The sequence below is a fragment of the Rummeliibacillus sp. TYF-LIM-RU47 genome (genome assembly GCF_008638315.1).
Taxonomy (GTDB): Bacteria; Bacillota; Bacilli; order Bacillales_A; family Planococcaceae; genus Rummeliibacillus; species Rummeliibacillus stabekisii.
In genome coordinates, this window is the sequence record NZ_VVIR01000001.1 from 1,521,728 (window position 1) to 1,544,576 (window position 22,849).

The following is a 22,849-nucleotide window of genomic DNA, read 5'->3' on the forward strand; positions in this document are numbered from 1 at the left end:
GTAAGCGTACACAATGACCAACTTTCTCAATAATTGCCGGTTCTTATTGTCCAATAGATTAAACGAATGATACAATAAAACCTGAGTCTAACTGAACAAGAAGTTGACAGTATCTATTATTGTGTATATGATTTATAAAAGTAGAACGGATGTTTGTGTTTAGGGGGAATATTTTTTGACAAATAAACAAACAATCACCTCTTATAGTGAAGATGATATTCAAGTATTAGAAGGTTTAGAAGCCGTAAGAAAACGTCCGGGTATGTATATTGGCTCTACAGACAGCAGAGGCTTGCACCACCTTGTATACGAAATCGTCGACAATGCTGTTGATGAGGTGTTAGCGGGTTTTGGCTCACATATTGTTGTGAAAATCCATAAAGATCAAAGTATTAGTGTAAGAGATTATGGACGAGGCATGCCAACTGGGATGCACAAGACAGGGAAATCAACTCCTGAAGTAATCTTTACCATTTTGCATGCAGGCGGTAAATTTGGTCAAGGTGGTTATAAAACAAGTGGTGGTTTGCACGGTGTAGGAGCATCTGTTGTAAACGCCCTTTCTTCATGGCTTGATGTAACCATTTACCGAGATGGCCATAAATACAGCATGCGCTTTGAAAATGGCGGTAAGCCCGTAACTACACTTGCTAATCTAGGCAAAACGAAAGAAACAGGCACATTTATTCATTTTAAGCCTGATCCAGAAATCTTTTCTACAACCAAGTATCAATTCGATACATTGGCTGAACGTTTACGTGAATCAGCTTTTTTATTAAAGGGCTTAAAAATAGAGCTTATTGATGAAGAAACCGAGCGACAAGAAGTGTATCATTATGAAAATGGAATTGAAGCCTTTGTAGCCTATCTTAACGAAGAAAAAGATGTATTGCATCCAGTTAAATATGTTGAAGGCGAACTAGATGAAATTGAAGTTGAATTTGCTTTTCAATTCAATGATGGTTATTCCGAAACTATCCTTTCCTTTGTTAATAATGTTCGCACGCGTGATGGAGGCACACACGAAACAGGCGCAAAAGCTGCAATGACGCGTGTGTTTAACGAGTATGCTCGTAAAGTCGGACTCCTAAAAGAAAAAGATAAAAATTTGGATGGTTCAGATATACGTGAAGGGTTAGCTGCCATCATCTCAGTCCGAATTCCTGAAAATCTATTACAATTCGAAGGTCAAACTAAAGGCAAACTTGGCACAGCTGAAGCACGTAGCTCTGTCGATGGTGTCGTATCCCAAAAATTAATGTACATTTTGGAAGAGAATGCGGAGCTTAGTGCATCGCTTGTACGTAAAGCTATTCGTGCACAGCAAGTTCGCGAAGCAGCACGGAAAGCAAGAGAAGACGCACGTCATGGTAAAAAATCCAAAAAACAAACCATCTTATCAGGAAAATTGACGCCAGCACAATCTAAGAATGCTGCCAAAAATGAATTATACTTAGTCGAAGGCGATTCTGCGGGCGGCTCAGCTAAACAAGGCCGTGACCGTACTTTCCAAGCCATCTTGCCTCTTCGAGGAAAAGTAATCAATACGGAAAAAGCAAAGCTTCAGGACATCATGAAAAACGAAGAAATTGCTACCATTATCCATGCAGTCGGTGCTGGAGTTGGTACAGATTTCAATATTGAAGATGCTGCTTACGATAAAGTTATAATCATGACGGATGCCGATACGGATGGCGCTCATATACAGGTATTACTCTTAACTTTCTTCTTCCGTTATATGAGACCACTTGTTGAAGCAGGAAAAGTATATATTGCCTTGCCGCCACTTTATAAAGTATCTAAAGGGACTGGGCGCAAAGAAGTAATTGAATATGCTTGGACAGAGAAAGATCTTCAACAAGCAATTAAGAAAATTGGTAAGGGGTATATTCTTCAACGCTACAAAGGCCTTGGTGAAATGAATGCTGAGCAGCTTTGGGAAACAACCATGAACCCTGAAACACGGACATTGGTTCGCGTTCAAATCAATGATGTTGAAAGAGCAGAAAAAGGCGTTGCCACATTGATGGGTGATAAGGTAGAACCACGAAGAAAATGGATTGAATCGCATGTGGACTTTGGCCTTGAAGAAGACAGTACGATATTAGAAAGCGAATTTATACAACATGATGGAGGGGATCTTACATGACGCAGTCAGAGATATTTCAAGACTTGCCTTTAGAGGAAGTCATCGGTGATCGCTTCGGTCGTTATAGTAAATACATTATTCAAGACCGTGCTTTGCCAGATGCAAGAGACGGTCTTAAACCAGTACAGCGCCGTATTCTATATGCAATGTTTATGGAAGGCAATACACACGACAAGCCCTTTAGAAAATCGGCTAAAACAGTCGGAAATGTAATCGGTAACTATCATCCACATGGTGATAGTTCTGTTTACGAAGCTATGGTACGTATGAGCCAGGACTGGAAAGCCCGCCACATGTTAATCGAAATGCATGGCAATAACGGTTCTGTCGATGGTGATCCGCCTGCTGCTATGCGTTATACAGAAGCCCGTTTATCTTCTATTGCAGCTCTAATGCTGCGGGATATTCAAAAAGATACAGTGGATTTAGTGCCAAATTTTGATGATCAAGATTTAGAACCAACTGTACTGCCTTCACGTTTTCCTAATTTATTAGTCAATGGGTCAACAGGGATATCCGCGGGCTATGCGACCGACATCCCACCGCATAATCTAGCTGAAGTGTTAGATGCAGTATTAATGCGTTTGAAAAATCCTCAAGCTACTGTTCAAGAACTAATGCAGGTATTGCATGGACCTGACTTTCCAACAGGTGGCATTATTCAAGGGGTTGACGGGATTAAAAAAGCCTACGAAACAGGCAAAGGAAAGATCATTGTTAGAGCTAAAGCAGAAATTGAGAAGCTTAAGGGTGCTAAAGAGCAAATCGTTATCACTGAAATTCCTTATGATGTAAACAAGGCAAATCTTGTTAAAAAAATGGATGAAATGCGATTAGATAAACGCTTAGATGGCATTGCAGAAGTACGTGACGAGTCTGACCGTTCAGGCTTACGAATAGTAGTTGAATTAAAGAAAGAAATCAGCGGAGAACCGATTTTAAAATATTTATTGAAAAATACCGATCTACAGGTTACATATAACTTCAATATGATCGCTATATACAATCGTCGTCCAACTATGATGAGTTTACAGATGCTATTAGACGCATACATTGCTCACCAAAAAGAAATTATTGTAAGACGATCTCGGTATGATTTAGATAAAGCTAACAACCGTTTACATATTGTAGAAGGGTTGATGAAAGCACTATCAATTCTAGATGAAGTTATCGCAGCTATCCGTGCTTCAAAAGATAAAAAAGATGCTAAGAATAATTTGCAAGAGAAGTTTGGTTTTACTGAAATTCAAGCGGAAGCAATTGTTTCATTACAGCTTTACAGATTGACCAATACAGATATCACAGAACTTCGGCAAGAACAGAAAGAACTTGAAGAAAAGATTCTTGAACTTAAGAGTATATTAGAGAGCGAGAAGAAGCTTGTGAGCGTGCTACAAAAGGAATTAAAAGAAGTGAAAAAAACGTTCCAAGAACCAAGACGCTCAGAAATAGAAGAAAAAATTGAAGAAATTAAAGTAGACTTAGATGTTTTAGTGCCAAGTGAAGACGTAGTCGTGACAGTTACTAGTGATGGCTATGTAAAGAGGACAAGTATTCGTTCGTATAATGCTTCAAATGGTGAAGATTTTGCCATGAAAGAATCCGACCATTTACTGTACGAGGCACAATTAAATACGCAACAGCATGTATTGGCCTTTACAAATAAAGGTCATTATATATTCCTTCCAGTCCATGAGCTGCCAGATATTCGTTGGAAAGATTTAGGACAGCATATTTCAAGTATAATTCCTTTAGACTCTGAAGAAAAAATTATAAATGTTGAAGGCGTTGCAGATTTTAATACCGATCAATATGTTGTCAGCATTACGAAGAATGGACAAATTAAACGAACTGCTTTGGCAGATTTCCAGGTACAACGCTATAATAAGCCATTTAAAATGATGAATCTTAAGAAAGATGATCTTATAATAGCTTCTGGAATAGCAGATTCGGGTGCGGAAGTCTATTTAACATCTTATCTGAGCTATGCTATCAGATTTAAACTTGATGAAGTACCGGTGGCAGGCATAAGGACTGCTGGCGTAAAAGCGATGAATTTATTGGATGGGGATATGGTAAAAGCAGCAAATATCATTCCGCCAAACCATAAAGGTAAGGTAATGATTGTTACAGAACGCGGAGGCGTTAAAAAGATGGCCCTTGATGAAGTAGAGACAGGCAATCGTGCACTACGTGGTGTACTTACACTTCGAGAGCTCAAAAAGCAACCACACCGTATTTATACGGTTGTCTATGTAGAAAAAGGGGAAGGCATTCAAATAATTACTGAGAATGGCTTAAAAGAAGATTTGCGAGAAGAAAATTATAGCTTGTCGGAAAGATATTCAAATGTATCTTATGTAATTGATGTTAAAACAGACGGCTTCATATCTCATATTTTAAAACTATCAGCTAAAGAGGGAAATACTAAATAAATATGTAAGCATTAATCACTTATTATATGGATGAAATTAGCTGACATTTTTAAGTTGCCACTCTAGCCAATTTTTCTAGGATTACGCAATAATAGTAATGGGCTGGTCCAGTAGAAAACCTGAGCTTGCTATGCCACAGAAAGATAAAACCCTGTGAGAAACTGATTTTCAGTTTTCTCTCAGGGTTTTTGTTTTTTGGAATTAAATTTTAGAGAAATTACAAAAGAATATAGAATGATTAGTAATAATTTCAATCATAACATTTTCATCATCCTCCAGAAAGAAGGATGAATTTCCAATAGAACCAGTTGGAATAGTATAGCCATCTGTCTAATTCAATAAATGCAAGATCAATTATAAATATTTCGTAAGATGGTAATTGTAAAATAATGCGAAGGATTTTTCTTTTGTTTACTGTTGATATGAAACAGGTGCCTATAGTGATAATGGGATATGAAAGCTCGATTGATTCTTATTATAACTTCCAAGGCACATTTTAGAAAATAGGTATTATAAGCAAAATTGGTACGGGTATTTTTTTCTTTTTTACAAGTATTCGAAGTATTAGTGTTGCTTTATTGATTTATTCTTGAATTTAAACAAAAATACTTTTTTATCAAAAAACAGTCAATTTTTCAGCGTTCATACCATATTATAGAAAACTTAAATCGCAGTTACGTGGCCTGACAAGTTATAAGGTTCATTTTTTGCGAAATAATAATATGGCTATTCATTACTGAATAGTAGTTAGAGGAAGGGATTGATGTAATGCTAACGTTAACTATTAATAAGGAGAATAAGGATTATGTAGTAGAGTACCTTTCTAAGAAAGAAAAAGGGGTTTTATGGCTGTCTAAGGATTCCCTTTACGAATCTATTTACAAGCTAGGTCGCAACATTCATCTTAACGATGTGCATTTTCGTATAACGAAGGATTTGCGATTGCCTTTACTTTCTTTTCTGTCGATTGAATATCCTGGTGAACTTTATGAACACAAAATCACCATCATGGATTAAAAAATCAAAGCAAAATTCTAACTAGTATTCCCTGTCATTTCCTTATAATAGGCTGGGAAAATCCTTTCCTTTGGCAAAACCTACACTTTAGTGTAGGTTTTTTATTTTATCCGAAATCCTTTTTATTTGTATTTTAATTAAAATTCTGTTTATTCATTGACGTTTTTTATGTTAATGAATATAATGTAGTCAATACTATATATGAGCATTTGTTCATATATTGCTAGTGAAGTAATTAAGAGCTTAAGTTTGCATACATTTAACATATGAATATTTGATCATATATTATTGAGAGGTGATGGAAATGCAAATAAAAGTAAATAGCTTGGTTAAAAAGGGTAGGGATTGTATGAAAGAGCAGAAAAAAAAGAAAGGAGGGTGAATAAATTGGAAAACAAAAAAGTAAAGCATGAACTTCTGTTAGAAGGACTTGATTGTGCAAATTGCGCGATGAAAATTGAAAAAAGTGTAAATGGTATTCAATCCGTTACTTCGTGTAATGTTAATTTTGCCACGAAGACATTAACGATGGAGATGGATAAGGCAAAAGAAATAGATACCATTGCAGAAGCAAGGCGTAATATTCTCAGGCTAGAGCCACACATCAATATATTAGAAAAAGGACGGAAAGCGAGAAATACTCATAACCACACTCTGTACTTGGATGGACTAGATTGTGCAAATTGCGCAGCAAAGATAGAAAAAAGTGTAGGAGAATTAGAAGGAGTTACCAGTTCTTCTGTAGATTTTGTATCGAAAAAATTAATAATAGAAGTTTCCGAATCCGCCACTTCGGAACAATTGGTGATAAATGAAGCAGTGAAGCTAATTAACCGGATTGAACCACACGTGAAAGCCATTGAAGAATACGACAAAGATCCACATGAACACAATCATGAAACTGGAAATACAAAAAAAGTGTTGGTTCGACTGGGAATAGGTATAGTTATAGGCTCGCTTGGCATGTTTACTCCTGTTTTAGGTATATATGAGTTAGCTCTATTTCTTCTTGCTTATTTAATCGTAGGTGGGGATGTCATCTATAGGGCCTTTAGGAATATCTTGCGTGGGCAAGTATTTGATGAGCATTTTCTTATGGCTCTTGCAACTATTGGCGCGTTTGCAATCAAGCAATATCCTGAAGGTGTGGCTGTTATGCTGTTCTACCAAGTGGGCGAATTATTCCAAGGCATTGCTGTAAACCGTTCTCGGAAATCCATAGGCGATTTGATGGATATCAGACCGGACTATGCCAATATAAAAGTCGGAAATGAAATAAAAAAAGTTTCCCCTGATGAAGTAAAGATTGGGGATATCATTGTCATTAAACCAGGCGAAAAGGTTCCATTAGATGGAAAGGTCTTAGAAGGAAACTCCATGGTAGACACATCCGCGCTAACAGGTGAATCAGTTCCCAGAGAAGTGCAGTCTGGTTCTGATGTACTAAGTGGGTTTATCAATAAAAGTGGGTTATTGAGTGTAGAGGTAACTAAGGTATTTGGCGAGTCGACAGTTTCTAAAATACTAGATCTCGTACAAAATGCTAGCAGTCGAAAAGCACCAACCGAAAATTTTATTACGAAATTTGCTCGTTATTACACACCGGTTGTTGTTATTGTAGCTGCTGCATTAGCTTTCATACCACCGCTATTGTTAAATGGCGCAACTTTTTCGGATTGGATTTATCGGGCGCTGGTATTCTTAGTTATCTCTTGTCCTTGTGCGTTGGTGGTTTCTATTCCATTAGGATTCTTTGGGGGAATAGGAGCAGCATCTAAGATGGGTATCTTGGTCAAAGGAAGCAACTATTTAGAAGCTCTAAATAATGTGAAGTATGTTGTGTTCGACAAGACGGGTACCTTAACCAAAGGCGTATTTGAAGTCACGACCATTTGCCCATCTGGTAATATTTCGAAAGAAGACCTATTGGAATATGCTGCTTTTGCTGAAACTCATTCCAATCACCCGATCGCACAGTCAATACGAAATGCATATGGGAAAGAATTAAGCGTTGACAATATACAAGAGTACAATGAAATTTCAGGCCACGGTACTGCAGTAACAGTTGATGGGAAAGAAATTTTAGCTGGAAATGCAAAACTAATGAACAAAGAAAACATAGCATTCAAGGAACCTAGTGAGATTGGAACGATTGTTCATATTGCCCTAAATCGTAATTATGCTGGGTATATTGTTATAGCAGATGAACTAAAAGAAGATTCTGTTCAAGCAGTTCGTTCTTTAAAAGAACTAGGCATAAAAAAGACCATCATGCTGACTGGTGATGCAGCATCTGTAGCGAAATCTGTGGGCGAGAAACTTGGGCTTGATGAGGTGCATGCTGAATTATTGCCGCAACACAAAGTAGAAGAAATCGAAAAAATTGATGCCCAGAAAAATTCTAAAGAAAAGTTAATTTTTGTTGGGGATGGTATCAATGATACACCTGTATTAGCTCGTGCTGATGTCGGAATGGCAATGGGAGGATTAGGATCAGATGCAGCGATTGAAGCAGCAGATATCGTTATAATGACCGATGAACCTTCTAAGATACCAGCAGCTATAGGTATTGCAAAACGGACACGAGTGATTGTGTGGCAAAATATTCTCTTTGCATTAGGTGTGAAAGGTATATTCCTGCTATTAGGTGCCTTTGGCATTGCCACTATGTGGGAAGCAGTATTCTCTGACGTTGGGGTTACATTGCTAGCTGTGTTAAATGCCATGCGTGTCCTTCGAGTACCGAACCGCTAATTTTCTATCGTGAGAACCCCAAAACTCTAAGTGTTAAAAGAGTTTTGGGGTTTTATTTATCATTATTGAGGGCTTTTTTAGTAGATTTTTAATTCAACAAAATAAAAAAGTTTTAAAAATAGATTGACAGTCAAAAAGAATTCAATTACTATAAGCCTTAGCAAAATAAAGTTGCTCTTATTAAAAACCGTTGAGACGAGGGGTCTAAGATACGGTGGCAAACCAAACTGATATTTATCAGTTCATGGGGCTCAACCTGAGCACAAAATGTACAAAGTTTTGTGAACGATAAGAGGATAAGCAGTTGATATTAATCGAAGCTTTCCTTCTAATGGTTGGAGAGCTTTTTTGTATGCTAATATTTACATTTTTTAGTAGGAGAGGATTATATTGACTGAAAAAATTTTATTTACTTCGGAATCTGTGTCAGAAGGACATCCCGATAAAATCGCAGACCAAATCTCGGATGCTGTATTAGATGCAGCTTTAGCTCAAGATCCATTTTCAAGAGTTGCATGTGAAGTATTTACTACAACAAATATGGTTATTATCGGGGGAGAAATCACAACTTCTGCCATATTAGATATTGAAAGAATTGCTCGTGACACACTACTTGAGATTGGTTACAGTGATGCACAATTCGGTATTGACGGACATACTTGCAATATTCAAGTACTTGTTCATACACAATCACCAGATATTGCAATGGGTGTCGATTCTTCAAGTGATCTAAAGGAGATTGGAGCAGGAGATCAAGGGATAATGTTTGGCTATGCAACGGATGAAACAGAAACATATATGCCGCTTGCAATTGAAATCGCTCATACCTTGATGAAAAAAGCTTCTTTCTTAAGAAAAATTGGAGACTTTAAATGGGCACGCCCAGATATGAAATCTCAAGTGACGATCGACTATACAAATCCGACTAAACCAAGAATAGAAACAATATTACTCTCTATTCAGCATGATGAAGATGTAAATATGGCTGAATTCAAGAATTATATAAACGAACAGATTGTACAAGAAACAATTCGCACATTTGGAATGAATGAAGATGTAAATACATTAATCAATCCAACAGGGCGTTTCGTTATTGGAGGACCACATGGCGATGCAGGTCTTACCGGCCGTAAGATTATCGTGGATACTTATGGAGGAGCAGCAAAACACGGAGGCGGCGCATTTTCAGGGAAAGATTGTACAAAAGTAGACCGCTCAGCAGCTTATGCAGCTCGTTATGTTGCTAAAAATATTGTAGCTGCTAAATTTGCCAAACGTTGTGAAATCCAACTTTCTTATGCAATAGGGGTTAGTGAGCCAATAAGTATCGCAATTGATACCTTCGGAACAGAAACCGTAGACAAAGATCAACTACTGCAAGCTATTCGCAAGACATTCGATTTAACACCTGGAGGAATTATCAATATGCTTAATCTTCGGAATCCTCAGTTCAAACAGGTAGCAGCATATGGACACTTTGGGCGACATGATTTAAATTTGCCATGGGAACAGCTTGATAAAGTAAGTGCTTTAAGGGAAGCCGTTGCAGGCGATTTAGCAGGAGCAACTCGTTAATGGCACAAGTGCTGCAAGAAATCCTTAACGAAAAATATGATATTTGTTCCCAAGAACGGATGCCGTTGTTTGAAGCGCTTGTTAACTATGCAAAGAAAAATACCACCCCTTTTGATGTGCCGGGGCATAAAATGGGAGCTTTAAAAAGCCCATTAAACGATGTCTTTAGTGACTTTACGATGAAAATGGATGTCAATTCGATGAAAGAATTGGATTTATTAAGCCATCCGTCATCAGTCATTCAAGAGGCACAACAGTTAGCAGCAGAAGCTTTTAGGGCAAAAGCGGCGTATTTTTTAGTCAATGGAACATCGATTGGTATCTTAGCTATGATTCTATCGGCGTGTAAGCCAGGGGATCATATACTGGTTCCAAGAAACTGTCATAAATCAGTAATGAATGGCATAATTTTGAGCGGCGCCTGTCCAGTATTTTTAGAACCTGAAGTGGATCAACACTTTGGAATTTCCCATGGTGTCTCTGTAAGAACGATTGAAAAGGCATTAACATTACATCCAAACGCAAAAGCTCTGCTCGTTACGTATCCAACTTATTTTGGGACGATGAATGATTTGGAGAAAATTTGCACACTTGCACATAAGCAAAATATAGCAGTGATTGTGGATAGCGCCCATGGAACGCATTTATCATTTGTTGACTCTTTGCCCGACCCCATCCAAGCAGGAGCAGACTTGGTCACAATGAGTATGCATAAAACTGGTGGTTCGCTTACGCAAAGTTCTATCTTGCTTTTAAACAGCGATCGAATTTCGAGAGAACAAATTCAAAAATCATTGAATATGCTCCAATCGACAAGTGCTAGCTATCTTCTAATGAGTTCCTTGGATGTTGCTAGGCACGAATTAGCATTATATGGTGCTATTCGTTATCATTCTTTAAAAGAAATCATTGAACAAACAATCATTGAAATAGAAGAACATACTTCCTTTGAAGTATTAAAGAATAGCTATGTAAAACATAGATTTAGTCAATTGCATGATTATACAAAGCTTGTCATCAGAGTGAATGAAAGCGGATTATCAGGTTTTGAAGTGTACACGCTTCTAAAAGAAAAATATAATATTCAAATGGAATTAGCAGAAGGTTATGTTGTTATGGCTGTAATCACTCCAGCTGATACAAAAGAATCTTTAGAAAAGCTAGTGACTGCTTTAATTGATATTGAGCGCAAATACGGCAAAGGGAAAAGTATCCGATACCCGCACGTTACGCCTTTTAGTGCAAACACTTTACTTTTAACACCGAGAGAGGCTTACTATGCAGAACATGAAGAAATACCCATTCACGAAGCAATAGGAAGAATAAGTGCTGATTCTCTCATGATATACCCACCAGGAATACCTCTTGTTATACCTGGAGAATACGTTTCAAAAGAAGTTATCGAACAGTATCATTATTATATCCAGAATTTTGGTAATATTTTATCAGATTCACCTAGAAAAAATCATATTACGGTCGTAAAGGAGAAAAAGTAAATGGGTTTAGAATTAAATACTTTAGGAAGACATGTATTAATTGAGTTATACGGGTGTCCAAGTGAAATAATAGAGAATAACGCATTAATTGAACAATATATGTGTGAAGCAGCAGACTATTCTGGTGCAACGATAGTTGAATCTGTTTTTCATCATTTCAATCCGTATGGAGTTTCGGGAGCTGTGATTATATCTGAATCTCATTTAACCATCCATACATGGCCTGAGTATGGTTTTGCATCGGTAGATGTTTATACTTGCGGGGAGTCAGTTAGCCCATGGAAAGCCGGAGATTACTTAGCTGAAAAGCTTAAAGCAAAAAAAGTGGAATCCTTTGATTTTCCTCGAGGAACCGTTGAAAAAATTCGCCAATTTGCTAATCGTGAATTAGGCAAAATTCAAGTGAAACCAGAAGAATATGAATTAGAAGGTGCAAAATAATGAATTGGTATACAGAACAATGGAGCGAGGACTGTAAGTTTTCAATTTCCTATGATGAGCATTTGCATAGTGAGCAATCGCCCTTTCAAAAAATCGATTTCTATAAAGGTAAAGAGTTTGGTACATTTTTCACACTTGATGGACTAATGATGGTAAATGAAAAAGACCAATTCATCTACCACGATATGATTGTCCATCCTGCTTTTGCTACAAACCCAAATATCAAGAAGGTTTTGATCATTGGGGGAGGGGATGGCGGTACAGCGCGTGAAGTATTGCGTTATCCTACAGTCGAAAAAGTAGTTATGGTGGAAATAGATGAGCGGGTGTTTCGCTTGTGCCAAGAATATTTACCTGTCACTGCTGAAGGGGTAGAAGAAGATCCGCGCATGTCTCTAAAATTTGAAGACGGCCTAGCTTATGTAAAAGAAGCTGCTGATGCATCATTTGACTTGATTATTGTGGACTCAACAGATCCAATTTCTGTGGGAGAAGGTTTGTTTACAACTGCCTTTTATCAAGAATGCTACAGAGTTTTAAATACTGATGGAATCTTAATCAATCAACATGAATCACCTTATTTTGCGGAGTATGCGGACAATATGAAAAAAGCACGGCATAAACTATCAACCATTTTCCCAATTGCAGAAGTTTACCAATATCATATGCCAACATACCCTTCAGGCCATTGGCTATTCGGATTTGCATCAAAAACTAAACACCCGATTACTAATTTAGATGCACAAAAGTGGAATGCATTCGGGTTGAAAACGAAATATTATAATACAGATTTACACCTTGGGGCTTTTGCACTGCCTAGCTATGTAAGGGAGGCATTGAAGATTGCAAAGTAAAACAATGAATATATCAACATTTATTGGCTGTGACAACAACTATGAGGAGTCTGAACTAGCTCTATTTGGGATTCCATTTGATGGGACAACTAGTTTTCGTCCAGGTACCCGTTTTGCAATGCAAGCTATTCGCCCTGACTCATATGGGTTAGAAACGTATTCTCCTTACCTTGATCGAGACTTAGAAGATATTGCTGTGCATGATTCTGGCGATCTTGATTTACCACTTGGTAATACTGAAAAAACAATGAATGAAATTCTACTATTTACAAGAGGCCTTGTTGATGACGGGAAAAAGTTTGTAATGGTCGGTGGGGAGCACTTGGTAAGCTACCCAACCATCCAAGCTGCATTCGAAAAATACCCGGATTTACATGTTATTCATATTGATGCACACACAGATCTTCGAGAAGACTATATGGGTGAAAAACTATCACATGCTTCTGTTATTAAACGCTGCCATGAATTCTTAGGCGACGGACGCATCTTTCAATTTGGCATTCGTTCAGGCCTTAAAGAAGAATTCGAATGGGCGAAAGACCATACCTATATGGAACGTTTTTCAATAGAAACATTACCTGAAATCGTAAAAAAATTAGAGAATCTTCCTATATATATAACTATCGATCTCGATGTATTAGATCCGGGCACTTTCCCAGGCACTGGAACACCTGAACCAGGTGGTATTACGTATAAAGAATTGTTAGCTGGATTAAAGGTACTTGATGATTTGAATCATGTGGTAGGAGCAGATGTTGTGGAGTTATCCCCTCCTTATGACCCAACAGGCGCATCCACTGCTATTGCATGTAAAACGATTCGTGAATTATTATTAATCGTAGGAAAATAGATTAAGAACACTGCCACACTTATTATAAGTGTGGCTTTTTTAGTAAATAGCTTCATCTTTAGAAAACTTCTTAGGCACACTTTTAGATTATTAACATAAAGTAACAAGGACGCATTTCAAAAAAGAGATGCGTTTTTTTATAACCCTATTTCTAACAATTTAAAAAACACTTTACTAAATGAATATTTATGCTATTATGTTTATAAATATAATATAAAGTCAATTCAGTTAATAAGGAGGTCATCATGGAGAGTTGGTTAGAATTATATGAACAGATGGGCGATTATCTAGCTCCTAGTATGGCAAAAGATCATCCAAATTTACCGGTGATAAAGGAAGAAGGGTGTTACTATTTTGGAGCAGACGGCAAGACATATCTTGATTTCACTTCAGGCATTGCTGTAGCAAATACTGGTCATCGTCATCCGAAAATTGTTCAAAGTATAAAAGATGCAGCAGATCAATTAGTCCATGGTCCATCTGGCGTTATTATGTATGAATCTATATTAAAGTTATCGAAGAATCTAGCGGAAATCACACCGGGAAATTTAGATTGTTTTTTCTATGGAAATAGTGGCACTGAAGCAATTGAAGGAGCAATAAAATTAGCGAAATTCACTACAGGACGACCTTATATAATTTCTTTCACAGGTTGTTTTCATGGCCGTTCTCTTGGTGCATTAAGTGTGACAACATCCAAAAGTAAATACCGTAAATTTTTGAACCCATCTAATGTCTATTCGATACCGTATGCCAATGTAGATGATGCTCCCACGGGCTTTGATCCAGTGCAATATACAGTGGATCTGCTTGAGAAAAATGTAAAGACACTCTTTAAGCATCAGGTTACACCAGAAGAAGTGGCGGCATTTATCGTAGAGCCTGTGCTAGGTGAAGGGGGCTATATTATACCGCCGAAAGAATGGCTACAAAAACTCCGGGAACTTTGCAATGAGTATGGTATTTTGCTTATATTTGATGAAGTTCAAACTGGTTTTGGGCGCACAGGAGAATGGTTTGCTGCACAAACATTCGGTGTCACACCAGATATTATGGCAATAGCGAAAGGGATTGCTTCAGGTCTTCCTCTAAGTGCAACTGTTGCAAGCCGAGAACTTATGGAGAAGTGGCCAATGGGCTCACATGGGACGACATTCGGTGGTAATCCAATTTCATGCTCAGTTGCATTAACAACGCTTGAAGTAATGAAAGAAGAAAACTTGCTCGAGAATACAAAAGAAGTAGGGGCTTATGCAGTCGATTTTTTAAAAGGCATTCAAGAAAAATATGACGTGGTCGGGGAAGTTCGAGCAATTGGCTTAATGATTGGTATTAACATAATCGATCCAAAAACAGGTTTAGGGGATGGGATAGCATTAAAGGAGATATTGGATAATGCACTAGAAGAAGGCGTCCTCTTTTATCTTTGTGGTAATGACAATGATGTGATACGAATGATACCTCCTTTAACAGTAACGAAAGAACAAATAGATGAGGGCTTAACAATGCTTGATCATGCAATACAAAAATATATGGATAAACGGAGTGAGTAGAATGAAAAAATGGTTATTTGCTGCAATAGCCTTGCTAGCGGTATTGTTGGTAGGCTGTGGAACAAAAGATACGGAGAAAAATTCGGATGCACAAGCAGAAAATAAAGAAAAAGTTCTTGTTATGGGCACAGCAGCAGACTATGCACCTTTCGAATACATTGATGCGAAAGTTTCTGATGAAATAATAGGTTTCGATATTGATCTAGCCAAAGCGGTTATGAAGAAATTAGGTTATCAAGTTCAAGTGAAGGATATGGAGTTTAGTAGCCTGATTCCTGCGCTTCAAGCGAACAAAGTAGATTTTGTACTTGCTGGTATGACGCCAAATGAAGAACGTGATAAGGTAGTCGATTTCTCAAGTTCCTACTATGATACAAAGGAATACATTCTTACGAAGAAAGGAAGTGGTATAGAAAAAGACTCAGATCTTGCAGGGAAAGTGTTGGGATCTCAAACTGCATCTATTCAAGAGAAATTAGCGAAAACATTAGCGAAAAAGTACAAAGGTGTTAAATTAGTAAGCCGAGATCGTATTCCTGAACTTGTGCAGGAAGTAAAGTTAGGGAGAATAGATGCGATCATAACAGAAGATATAGTAGCAGACAATTATCTAAAAGATAATAAGGATTTAACCTATTATGTTATTGAGGAGCAAGAAGATCAATCCAAATCAGCTGCTTTTCCTGAAGGTAGTAAACTAACAGAGAAATTTGACCGTGCTATGGAAGAGCTAGAAAAGGAAGGTAAAGTAGAAGAATTGAAGAATAAATGGTTTAAAGTAAAGTAATCGTATGCCCTGTTTTCTTAACGAGAGCGGGGCTTTTTTGTATCTAATTAAGAATGGAGGTATACTAGAAGACGTATTTTCTGTTAAGGGTTGTGTTATTATGATTGTACTAACTACGATAGTCTGTATATTTATTCTCTTGAATTTATTTATTAAAGTAAGTGAAGTTTCTATTCCTACACCTGCAGGAGCTGTAGTGATGGCAATGGGGATTTTATCAATCGGTATTATTCAGTTATTTCCCCATTATCATGAAGTGATTGGTTTGATATATGCTTGTGTTTTATTCATCATCTATACTTTACTATTTGTTTTATTGCTTCTCAATCTAAAGAGAGGAGATTTTGCAAAGAAACATATTATAGACCCAATCAACAGTTTTGGAATAGGGACATGGATTGCTGCAACATCCATTGTTTTAATGAATATGGACAATCACTTATCTCAGATGAAATGGGATCAAATATTTCTCTATTCTATGGCTATTCTTCTATATGTAGGATATATTGTCATAGTAGTTCGGAATTACTTATTTTTATTTGAAAATAAATCTTTTGCAAATAAGATAAATGGTGTAGCACTATTGCCAAGCGTAGCGACCCAATCGTTAGTGATTGCAGGTTTTACATTATTCCCGGACCTATTTAATAAAGGGAGTATTTCATTCATTTTGCTTATAGATCTGATCTTTTACTGCCTGAGCATATGGCTTTTAATAAGAGCGATGCGTTCACAATCATTTCGTGAACAGATAAAAGAGTGGAAAAGCACAAATTGTATTATTCACGGAGCTCTTTCAATCACTGGATTATCGCTATGTATTACGAAAATATCAGACGGCAAAAGCTTATTTGTACTTTGGATTATTGTCTCACTTATATTTCTTATAGTAGAGAGTATTGAAATATTACGTTTAATTGAACGGTTGAAGGCATATGGAATAAAAAAGGGAGTACTTCAATACCAAACTTCACAATGGGCAAGAAACTTTACATTTGGTATGTACTTAAGCTTTACGATGCATTTGCCGACGGGTCCATTAAGTTCAATTAGATATTACATTATCGATGTAGGGAAATATTTGGTCATTGGTTTCTTTTTGTTTGAGGCCATGCTAATGGTAAGATATTTATTAAAGGTAAAAATTTACAGATTCCACTAGGAGTAATATAAAGCATTTAACCAGTACCTAAATGGAACTGGTTTTTTATGCATAAAAAACAGGAGATATAGAAGTGCCTTTCTTGATTAAGAATTACACTTTAAACGAGGTTGAAAAGTATTTTACTATGCATATAGCTAATGAATAGGTTTAGATTTGCAAGAGTAATCGAGAAGAAATTGGCAAGAAGCCAATTGATGCTTTATTGATATCCAACTACCTGGCTATCAAAACGTTATGTAGCTATGAAAAGCTAAGAAAGGTTACAATAACCAAATAAATAATATTAGGGAATTATAAAAAAACGCGGTATTAGCTTTAACACCGCGTTTTTTATCTTAGCATAGTTAATCTGCAGGTCTAGGTCCTCTAGAGCCTTGTTTAATTTCTGAAGTTATAATTGGCTTAACAGTTATGTCTTCAATTACACGAATTTGACAAGATAAACGTAAACAATCTTCATATAAATTCTCGTCAATATTCTTAATAGCAAAGGCGTTTTTTTCTACTTTCGAAATATCTTTGTATTCGCCAGCTAAGACTTCCACTCTACAAGTAGTACATTTAGCTTTTCCGCCACACTGGTGAAAGATTTCAATTCCATTATCTTCAAGGGCTAAAACTAATTTTTTACCAGCTTCAACTTCAAATGTTTCTCCTCCAAATACTGTGACAAGTGGCATTTATGAATACTCCTTTCAATTTCCTCATTATCAGGTTTTACGAAATAAATGTTAATATCAGTTTGTATTAATCTGACTATTCTCATACAAAAAACATTCATTGACGGAAAGCTTAAAGCTATCGGTTTAATGAGTGTCCGAATGGTGGTTAGTTTGAAGAAGGCTTTTTAAATGTAGTTATATTTAATTTGGTTAGCTGTATAAATAAATTTCATGCAGGATAATGAAGAATACGCCAATGCATGGGATGGCAATAAATTAACGTAATAAACTCGCTGACATCATAAAATACATATTGGAAATACAGAGTATCACGACTTAATGAGATTTCTGATAGAAACCTGGCTGAATCTTGCTTTAGACTGCCTTCATAACATTATCAATTGAATCCGAAATGATTATTGCCTGAGGAATAAGGTAATTAGACAAAATAATACAAATGTAATTGTAATTATTTAAAGATTCTGTTAATATATTTTTAATAGAATATATTTATTTTTATGCAAAAAATACTTTTATTTTTTTATTAATATGTTATTATAATTATAAATTAAAATCTATAATTATTCATTTGAATTCATAATAAAACACGACGTTACATAGAGTGGTTTTATTGAAAGAATGACGAGATAGGAGATTTAGACAATGAAAAAGAAATGGTTATTTACAGCAGCAGCAGTATTATCATTAACTCTCGCAGGGTGCGGATCAGATTCCAGCAAGGATGGTTCATCTTCCGATAACAATCAAAAAAAGGTTTTAGTGATGGGCACATCAGCAGACTTCGCACCATTTGAATACATCGATGCAGCAAAGTCAGATGAAATTATAGGATTTGACGTTGATTTCGCCAATGCAGTAACTAAAAAAATGGGTTATCAATTGAAAATACAAGATATGGAGTTTAATAGTTTAATTCCATCCGTACAAGCAAAAAAAATTGATTTTGCGATGGCGGGTATTACCCCAGATGAAAAACGTGCTAAAGTGGTGGACTTTACGGATTCCTACTACGATACAGAAGATTATCTCATTACTAAAAAAGATGTGTCATACGACAAACTTGAGGATTTGAAAGGTAAAAAAGTCGGTGCGCAGGTTTCATCCATTGAAGAAGATACAGCCAAGGAAATTGCAGATAAAGTGCCAAGCGTAAAAGTAGAAACGCGTGACAGAGTACCAGAATTGATTCAAGAAGTGAAATTAGGAAGACTAGACGCCATTGTATTAGAAGATATTGTAGCTAAAAATTATGTTAAACAAAATAAAGATCTAAAATTCTCGACGATTGACGGTGTCGATAACCAGAAAAAAGCAGCAGCTTTCCCTAAAGGTAGCAAATTAGTGAAAGATTTCAATAAAGCTGTAAAAGAATTAAATGACTCTGGCGAAATCGATAAGATGAAAGCCAAATGGTTCAAAGTTGATTAATTAAGGGAAGTAGGTAGTTTAGATGAATCTAGATTTTTCAGCCATTGCAGACTCCATCCCTTATATCTTAAAAGGGATTGGCGTGACGCTAGAGATAGCCGCGTTCGCGTGTGTTTTTGGCTTTATTTTGGGTGTATTATTATCACTCATTAAGTTAAGCGGAATAAAACCGTTACAATGGCTTGCAGATTTTTATACATCTGTATTCCGCGGTACACCGCTTGTTTTGCAATTAATCATTATTTATATGGGAATACCGCAAATGTTCCCAAGCATTGACATAAGCCCTATGCCAGCAGCAATATTAGCTTTCTCACTTAATTCAGCTGCTTATATTTCAGAAATTATTCGTGGCGGTATTATGGCCGTAGATAAAGGGCAGAGTGAAGCTGCCCAAGCGCTTGGCGTATCCTATACGAGCATGATGAAAGACATTATCTTGCCACAAGCATTAAAAAATATTATTCCTGCTTTAATGAACGAGTTCATCTCGTTAACAAAAGAATCTGCTATCGTTACAGTAATTGGAGCACTCGATATTATGAGACGGGCTTATATTGTGGGTGGAGCTACATTCCACTATATCGAGCCATTGCTAGTAGCAGGTTTAATCTATTACATTATTGTTCTGATACTATCATATGCAGGAAAATTGGTTGAGAAAAGGATGAGAATAGGTGATTAAAGTACAAGACTTGCACAAAACATTTGGCAATAATGAAGTGCTAAAAGGAATCTCAACAACTGTTCAAGATGGAGAAATAATTGCGATCATCGGCCCATCCGGCTCTGGTAAATCAACATTTTTACGCTGTATCAACATGCTAGAAACACCAACCAGCGGTGATATCCAAATTAACGATCAGTTGATCACTGAGAAAAAAACAGACTTAATGAAAATCCGTGAAAAAGTAGGCATGGTATTCCAGCATTTTCACCTGTTTCCACATAAGACGGTAATGGAGAATTTGACGTATGCTCCCATGAAAGTATTGAAAATCTCAAAGGAGAATGCTGAAAAAAGGGGAGAAGAGCTGTTAAAGCAAGTAGGTCTTTTGGAGAAAAAAGATGAATACCCAAATCGGTTATCTGGCGGCCAAAAGCAGCGTGTAGCCATAGCAAGAGCATTGGCGATGGAACCTGATCTTATGTTATTTGATGAACCTACATCAGCGCTAGATCCAGAGATGGTCAAAGAAGTGCTAGATGTAATGAAATCGTTGACTAAAACAGGGATGACCATGTTGATCGTCACGCATGAAATGGGATTTGCTCGTGAAGTGGCAGACAGGATATTCTTCTTGGACGGTGGCCAACTCATTGAAGATGCTGCACCAACAGACTTCTTTAACAATCCTTCCACACAGCGTGCAAAGGATTTCTTAGAAAAAGTATTGTAGTAGAAAAGAAAACAGGCAATTCTTAAGTCCGAAGAACTTAAGAATTGCCTGTTTAATTATTTATTTAATTTTTCCATGAGTTTCTCTTTTTCTTTGAGATACTCTTCTTCTGTCAAATCCTCTTTTTGTAAGAGTTCTGCTAATCGCTGTATTTCCTTTAGTAGTTCTTCAGGTGAATAAGTTTTTTTATCTGGATGTTGTAATGACATGAGACAACCTCGTTTCCTCGTTAAATCTTTCTCTTCTTATTCTACAAAGAATATAATAAGATTTCAAAAGATTTTCTGCCTTTCAACCAAATTTTAAAAAAATTAAGCCTTTTGATCATCCTTCATTTTCCAGAGTGTAAACAAATTAATCAATATAAATAAAGCAAATGGGAGAATAACGCCAAGCATCATATAAATCTGATTTTGATCATTTTGCAGATACTCTCTTGTTTGAGGAATTCTTAATAATAGACCAAAGATTCCTAAGGTTAAGATAAAAGCAAGGGCGCCATAGAATTCTCGTTTTTTTTTGGTAGAGATATACAAGACAGCAGTCAAAACGACACCAATGATCAGAATCCAATCTATTGGAGGACCAACTTTCACGATACCTTGCTTAGGTGCATAAAACTGAATGAGGAAAAAGACGCCGAATGATAGCATAGATATCAACCATAATATGAAAAATTGTATAAACTTCGGTAATTTTGCCTTCATATAAATACTCACATGTATTAATTTAAACACACCATAGATCAAAGCAATTGAAAATACCCCGTTCATTAAAAGAACAAAGATGTTTATTTGTAAAAGGGGAGCTGTAAAACTTCCTATGAATACAAACAAAGAACTAATTAAGAATAGCCAGCCACTCATTTTAAAGATGGATTTCCAAGAGGGTCTATCATACTGTTTTGTTATTTGGTCTACCAATTCTTTAGGATGTTTTCCAAAAAAGCTTTCTGCAGATTCACCATGTTTCTGTGCTTCTAATATATCTTGTAATATCATCATTAATTGCTTTTCTGTTTCCAATTCATTATAGAAAAGACCAAGAGTACGCATATATATTAAAATATCTTCATAGTACGCCTTATTTTCTTTGGACAACAGTTCTCTAAGATGATTATTTTGTTCAACCAATTGTTCGGCTGAAGAATTTGCCACTTTATTCACTCTCCTCATTTTCTACTATTCGGTTAACCTTTATTATTAATGAATTCCATTGTTCTTGAAAATTCATTAATTGCTCTTCACCATAAGCTGTAATAAAAAAGTATTTCCTATTAGGCCCATCTGGTGAAGTTAACTCCTTGCTCTTAATAAGCCCTTGTTTTTCTAATTTCTGCAGTAAAGGATAGATAGTCCCGCCTACAATTGTAGTAAATCCATAATCCCTCATAATTTGTACTAGCTCATAGCCATAAACTTGTTGTCGCTTAATGATGGCTAAAACACAGCCCTCCAATACGCCCTTTAACAATTGGGTTTCTTTCATTTGCTCGCCTCACTACTTTGTATAACATAATAGTACTGTATCATATGTTAACTACTTTGTAAAACATACTAGTGGAGAAATTATTTTATTTTCTGAAAAAACAAGGTTTTTAATTGGGAGATATTGTATTAATATATAGACTGAACGAGTTTCCAAGGGGGACTTCAACTTGACGATACTAAATTTTAGGGAAGAAATGAATGAGATAAATAATTTAACATATTTTGATTCAACAGATTATTTAAGAGAAAAACCCACTAACGGTTCCAAAGTAAAAGAATTGATTATTCAAGCTCAATACTTATTGAAACAGGATTTAAAAGAGGAGGAAATATATATTTTAAATGGAGCATTAGGTAATTTATATAGAATTAATGGAAAGCAAAAGAAGGCCATTGCTTGTTTAAAATACTGTCTTTTGTATGCTCAGAAAGAAAAAAGCACAACAAAAGAAATTATTACTTCCATTCGACTTGGCGAGGCGTATAAGTATGATAATGAACATGGAATAGCTATAGAGCATTTTAATTTTGCGATGAAATTAAGCAAAGAAAATGAAACCGATGAATATCTGGACTTTGTTTTGCAGCACAAAGGGAAATGTCTCTTAGAATTAACGAGATTAGATGAAGCAGAAGCCTGTTTTATAGAAGCTATGAAGTTAAGAGTCAAGAAAGGTAAACCAGCTTTAATTCAATCAACTCAAGATGCACTAAATTTATTAAAGAGAATCAGAAATGAATTATAGCTTGCTATAGATTAATACTTTATTTT

General features: G+C 36.2%; 20 protein-coding genes and 1 riboswitch. Of the genes, 16 read left to right on the plus strand and 4 right to left on the minus strand.

Annotated elements, in window-relative coordinates:
• Window positions 1-175: 175 nt before the first annotated feature.
• The 12 genes from parE (at window position 176) to F0527_RS07775 (ending at window position 17,073) form a co-directional block, all read left to right on the plus strand.
• Window positions 176-2,149: a DNA topoisomerase IV subunit B gene (gene parE / locus F0527_RS07720; protein WP_150284385.1), complete on the plus strand. Its 1,974-nt coding sequence runs from the start codon at window positions 176-178 to the stop codon at window positions 2,147-2,149.
• The gene (gene parC / locus F0527_RS07725) at window positions 2,146-4,584 is read left to right on the plus strand and encodes a DNA topoisomerase IV subunit A (protein WP_150284386.1); all 2,439 of its coding nucleotides are present in this window, start codon (window positions 2,146-2,148) and stop codon (window positions 4,582-4,584) included. Before parE ends, parC begins: the two co-directional genes overlap by 4 nt.
• Window positions 4,585-5,352: 768 nt before the next feature.
• Complete coding sequence (locus tag F0527_RS07730) at window positions 5,353-5,601, plus strand: hypothetical protein (RefSeq protein ID WP_147193494.1); 249 nt, start codon at window positions 5,353-5,355, stop codon at window positions 5,599-5,601.
• Between the two features lie 387 nt (window positions 5,602-5,988).
• A complete protein-coding gene (locus F0527_RS07735; protein ID WP_223823541.1) occupies window positions 5,989-8,355 on the plus strand; it encodes a heavy metal translocating P-type ATPase in 2,367 nt (788 codons plus the stop codon).
• A 174-nt stretch (window positions 8,356-8,529) separates the two neighbouring features.
• Window positions 8,530-8,650: riboswitch (SAM riboswitch) on the plus strand.
• A 92-nt stretch (window positions 8,651-8,742) separates the two neighbouring features.
• The gene (gene metK, locus F0527_RS07740; protein WP_149031991.1) at window positions 8,743-9,930 is read left to right on the plus strand and encodes a methionine adenosyltransferase; all 1,188 of its coding nucleotides are present in this window, start codon (window positions 8,743-8,745) and stop codon (window positions 9,928-9,930) included.
• On the plus strand, window positions 9,930-11,426 hold the full coding sequence (locus F0527_RS07745) for an aminotransferase class I/II-fold pyridoxal phosphate-dependent enzyme (RefSeq protein ID WP_150284387.1): 1,497 nt from the start codon (window positions 9,930-9,932) through the stop codon (window positions 11,424-11,426). Before metK ends, F0527_RS07745 begins: the two co-directional genes overlap by 1 nt.
• Window positions 11,427-11,867, plus strand: coding sequence for an adenosylmethionine decarboxylase (speD, locus tag F0527_RS07750; RefSeq protein WP_066787050.1), 441 nt, complete (start codon window positions 11,427-11,429; stop codon window positions 11,865-11,867).
• Window positions 11,867-12,721, plus strand: a complete 855-nt coding sequence (gene speE / locus F0527_RS07755) for a polyamine aminopropyltransferase (RefSeq protein WP_150284388.1) — start codon at window positions 11,867-11,869, stop codon at window positions 12,719-12,721. Before speD ends, speE begins: the two co-directional genes overlap by 1 nt.
• A gap of 4 nt (window positions 12,722-12,725) precedes the next feature.
• The gene (gene speB / locus F0527_RS07760) at window positions 12,726-13,571 is read left to right on the plus strand and encodes an agmatinase (protein WP_150284934.1); all 846 of its coding nucleotides are present in this window, start codon (window positions 12,726-12,728) and stop codon (window positions 13,569-13,571) included.
• A gap of 242 nt (window positions 13,572-13,813) precedes the next feature.
• Window positions 13,814-15,124 (plus strand): aspartate aminotransferase family protein, encoded by a 1,311-nt coding sequence (locus F0527_RS07765; RefSeq protein WP_370454667.1) that lies wholly within the window; start codon window positions 13,814-13,816, stop codon window positions 15,122-15,124.
• Between the two features lies 1 nt (window position 15,125).
• Window positions 15,126-15,911, plus strand: a complete 786-nt coding sequence (locus F0527_RS07770) for a transporter substrate-binding domain-containing protein (RefSeq protein WP_066787066.1) — start codon at window positions 15,126-15,128, stop codon at window positions 15,909-15,911.
• Window positions 15,912-16,011: 100 nt separating this feature from the next.
• Window positions 16,012-17,073, plus strand: coding sequence for an SLAC1 family transporter (locus F0527_RS07775; protein WP_190323410.1), 1,062 nt, complete (start codon window positions 16,012-16,014; stop codon window positions 17,071-17,073).
• A gap of 347 nt (window positions 17,074-17,420) precedes the next feature.
• On the opposite strand, the gene F0527_RS07780 is transcribed toward F0527_RS07775, so the two are convergent.
• A complete protein-coding gene (locus F0527_RS07780; RefSeq protein ID WP_150284391.1) occupies window positions 17,421-17,756 on the minus strand; it encodes a 2Fe-2S iron-sulfur cluster-binding protein in 336 nt (111 codons plus the stop codon).
• A 645-nt stretch (window positions 17,757-18,401) separates the two neighbouring features.
• Here F0527_RS07780 and F0527_RS07785 point away from each other — a divergent pair.
• From F0527_RS07785 to F0527_RS07795, 3 genes are read left to right on the plus strand one after another with little or no spacing between them, the layout of a single operon-like run.
• Entirely contained in the window at window positions 18,402-19,187 is a 786-nt protein-coding gene (locus tag F0527_RS07785; protein WP_150284392.1) for a transporter substrate-binding domain-containing protein, read from the plus strand.
• Window positions 19,188-19,209: 22 nt separating this feature from the next.
• On the plus strand, window positions 19,210-19,872 hold the full coding sequence (locus F0527_RS07790) for an amino acid ABC transporter permease (protein ID WP_066787081.1): 663 nt from the start codon (window positions 19,210-19,212) through the stop codon (window positions 19,870-19,872).
• Entirely contained in the window at window positions 19,865-20,587 is a 723-nt protein-coding gene (locus F0527_RS07795; RefSeq protein ID WP_066787084.1) for an amino acid ABC transporter ATP-binding protein, read from the plus strand. The genes F0527_RS07790 and F0527_RS07795 overlap by 8 nt, the downstream gene beginning before the upstream one ends.
• 56 nt (window positions 20,588-20,643) lie before the next feature.
• Here F0527_RS07795 and F0527_RS17025 read toward each other — a convergent pair whose 3' ends face one another.
• From F0527_RS17025 to F0527_RS07805, 3 genes are all read right to left on the minus strand, one after another.
• Window positions 20,644-20,796, minus strand: coding sequence for a hypothetical protein (locus tag F0527_RS17025; RefSeq protein ID WP_184117487.1), 153 nt, complete (start codon window positions 20,794-20,796; stop codon window positions 20,644-20,646).
• Between the two features lie 102 nt (window positions 20,797-20,898).
• A complete protein-coding gene (locus tag F0527_RS07800; protein WP_150284393.1) occupies window positions 20,899-21,744 on the minus strand; it encodes a DUF1129 domain-containing protein in 846 nt (281 codons plus the stop codon).
• Between the two features lies 1 nt (window position 21,745).
• Window positions 21,746-22,075 carry a PadR family transcriptional regulator gene (locus tag F0527_RS07805; protein WP_150284394.1) on the minus strand — a complete coding sequence of 110 codons (330 nt, stop codon included), beginning with the start codon at window positions 22,073-22,075 and terminating at the stop codon, window positions 21,746-21,748.
• Between the two features lie 169 nt (window positions 22,076-22,244).
• Here F0527_RS07805 and F0527_RS07810 point away from each other — a divergent pair, with 169 nt between their 5' ends.
• The gene (locus tag F0527_RS07810) at window positions 22,245-22,823 is read left to right on the plus strand and encodes a hypothetical protein (RefSeq protein WP_150284395.1); all 579 of its coding nucleotides are present in this window, start codon (window positions 22,245-22,247) and stop codon (window positions 22,821-22,823) included.
• Window positions 22,824-22,849: the final 26 nt, after the last annotated feature.

Excerpts from the sequence above, each read along its gene's own strand:
- parC (WP_150284386.1), top strand. The coding sequence starts at position 2,146 with ATGACGCAGTCAGAGATATTTCAAGACTTGCCTTTAGAGGAAGTCATC.
- F0527_RS07730 (WP_147193494.1), top strand. The coding sequence starts at position 5,353 with ATGCTAACGTTAACTATTAATAAGGAGAATAAGGATTATGTAGTAGAG.
- F0527_RS07745 (WP_150284387.1), top strand. The coding sequence starts at position 9,930 with ATGGCACAAGTGCTGCAAGAAATCCTTAACGAAAAATATGATATTTGT.
- speD (WP_066787050.1), top strand. The coding sequence starts at position 11,427 with ATGGGTTTAGAATTAAATACTTTAGGAAGACATGTATTAATTGAGTTA.
- speE (WP_150284388.1), top strand. The coding sequence starts at position 11,867 with ATGAATTGGTATACAGAACAATGGAGCGAGGACTGTAAGTTTTCAATT.
- speB (WP_150284934.1), top strand. The coding sequence starts at position 12,726 with ATGAATATATCAACATTTATTGGCTGTGACAACAACTATGAGGAGTCT.
- F0527_RS07770 (WP_066787066.1), top strand. The coding sequence starts at position 15,126 with ATGAAAAAATGGTTATTTGCTGCAATAGCCTTGCTAGCGGTATTGTTG.
- F0527_RS07775 (WP_190323410.1), top strand. The coding sequence starts at position 16,012 with ATGATTGTACTAACTACGATAGTCTGTATATTTATTCTCTTGAATTTA.
- F0527_RS07780 (WP_150284391.1), bottom strand. The coding sequence starts at position 17,756 with ATGCCACTTGTCACAGTATTTGGAGGAGAAACATTTGAAGTTGAAGCT.
- F0527_RS07785 (WP_150284392.1), top strand. The coding sequence starts at position 18,402 with ATGAAAAAGAAATGGTTATTTACAGCAGCAGCAGTATTATCATTAACT.
- F0527_RS07790 (WP_066787081.1), top strand. The coding sequence starts at position 19,210 with ATGAATCTAGATTTTTCAGCCATTGCAGACTCCATCCCTTATATCTTA.
- F0527_RS17025 (WP_184117487.1), bottom strand. The coding sequence starts at position 20,796 with ATGTCATTACAACATCCAGATAAAAAAACTTATTCACCTGAAGAACTA.
- F0527_RS07805 (WP_150284394.1), bottom strand. The coding sequence starts at position 22,075 with ATGAAAGAAACCCAATTGTTAAAGGGCGTATTGGAGGGCTGTGTTTTA.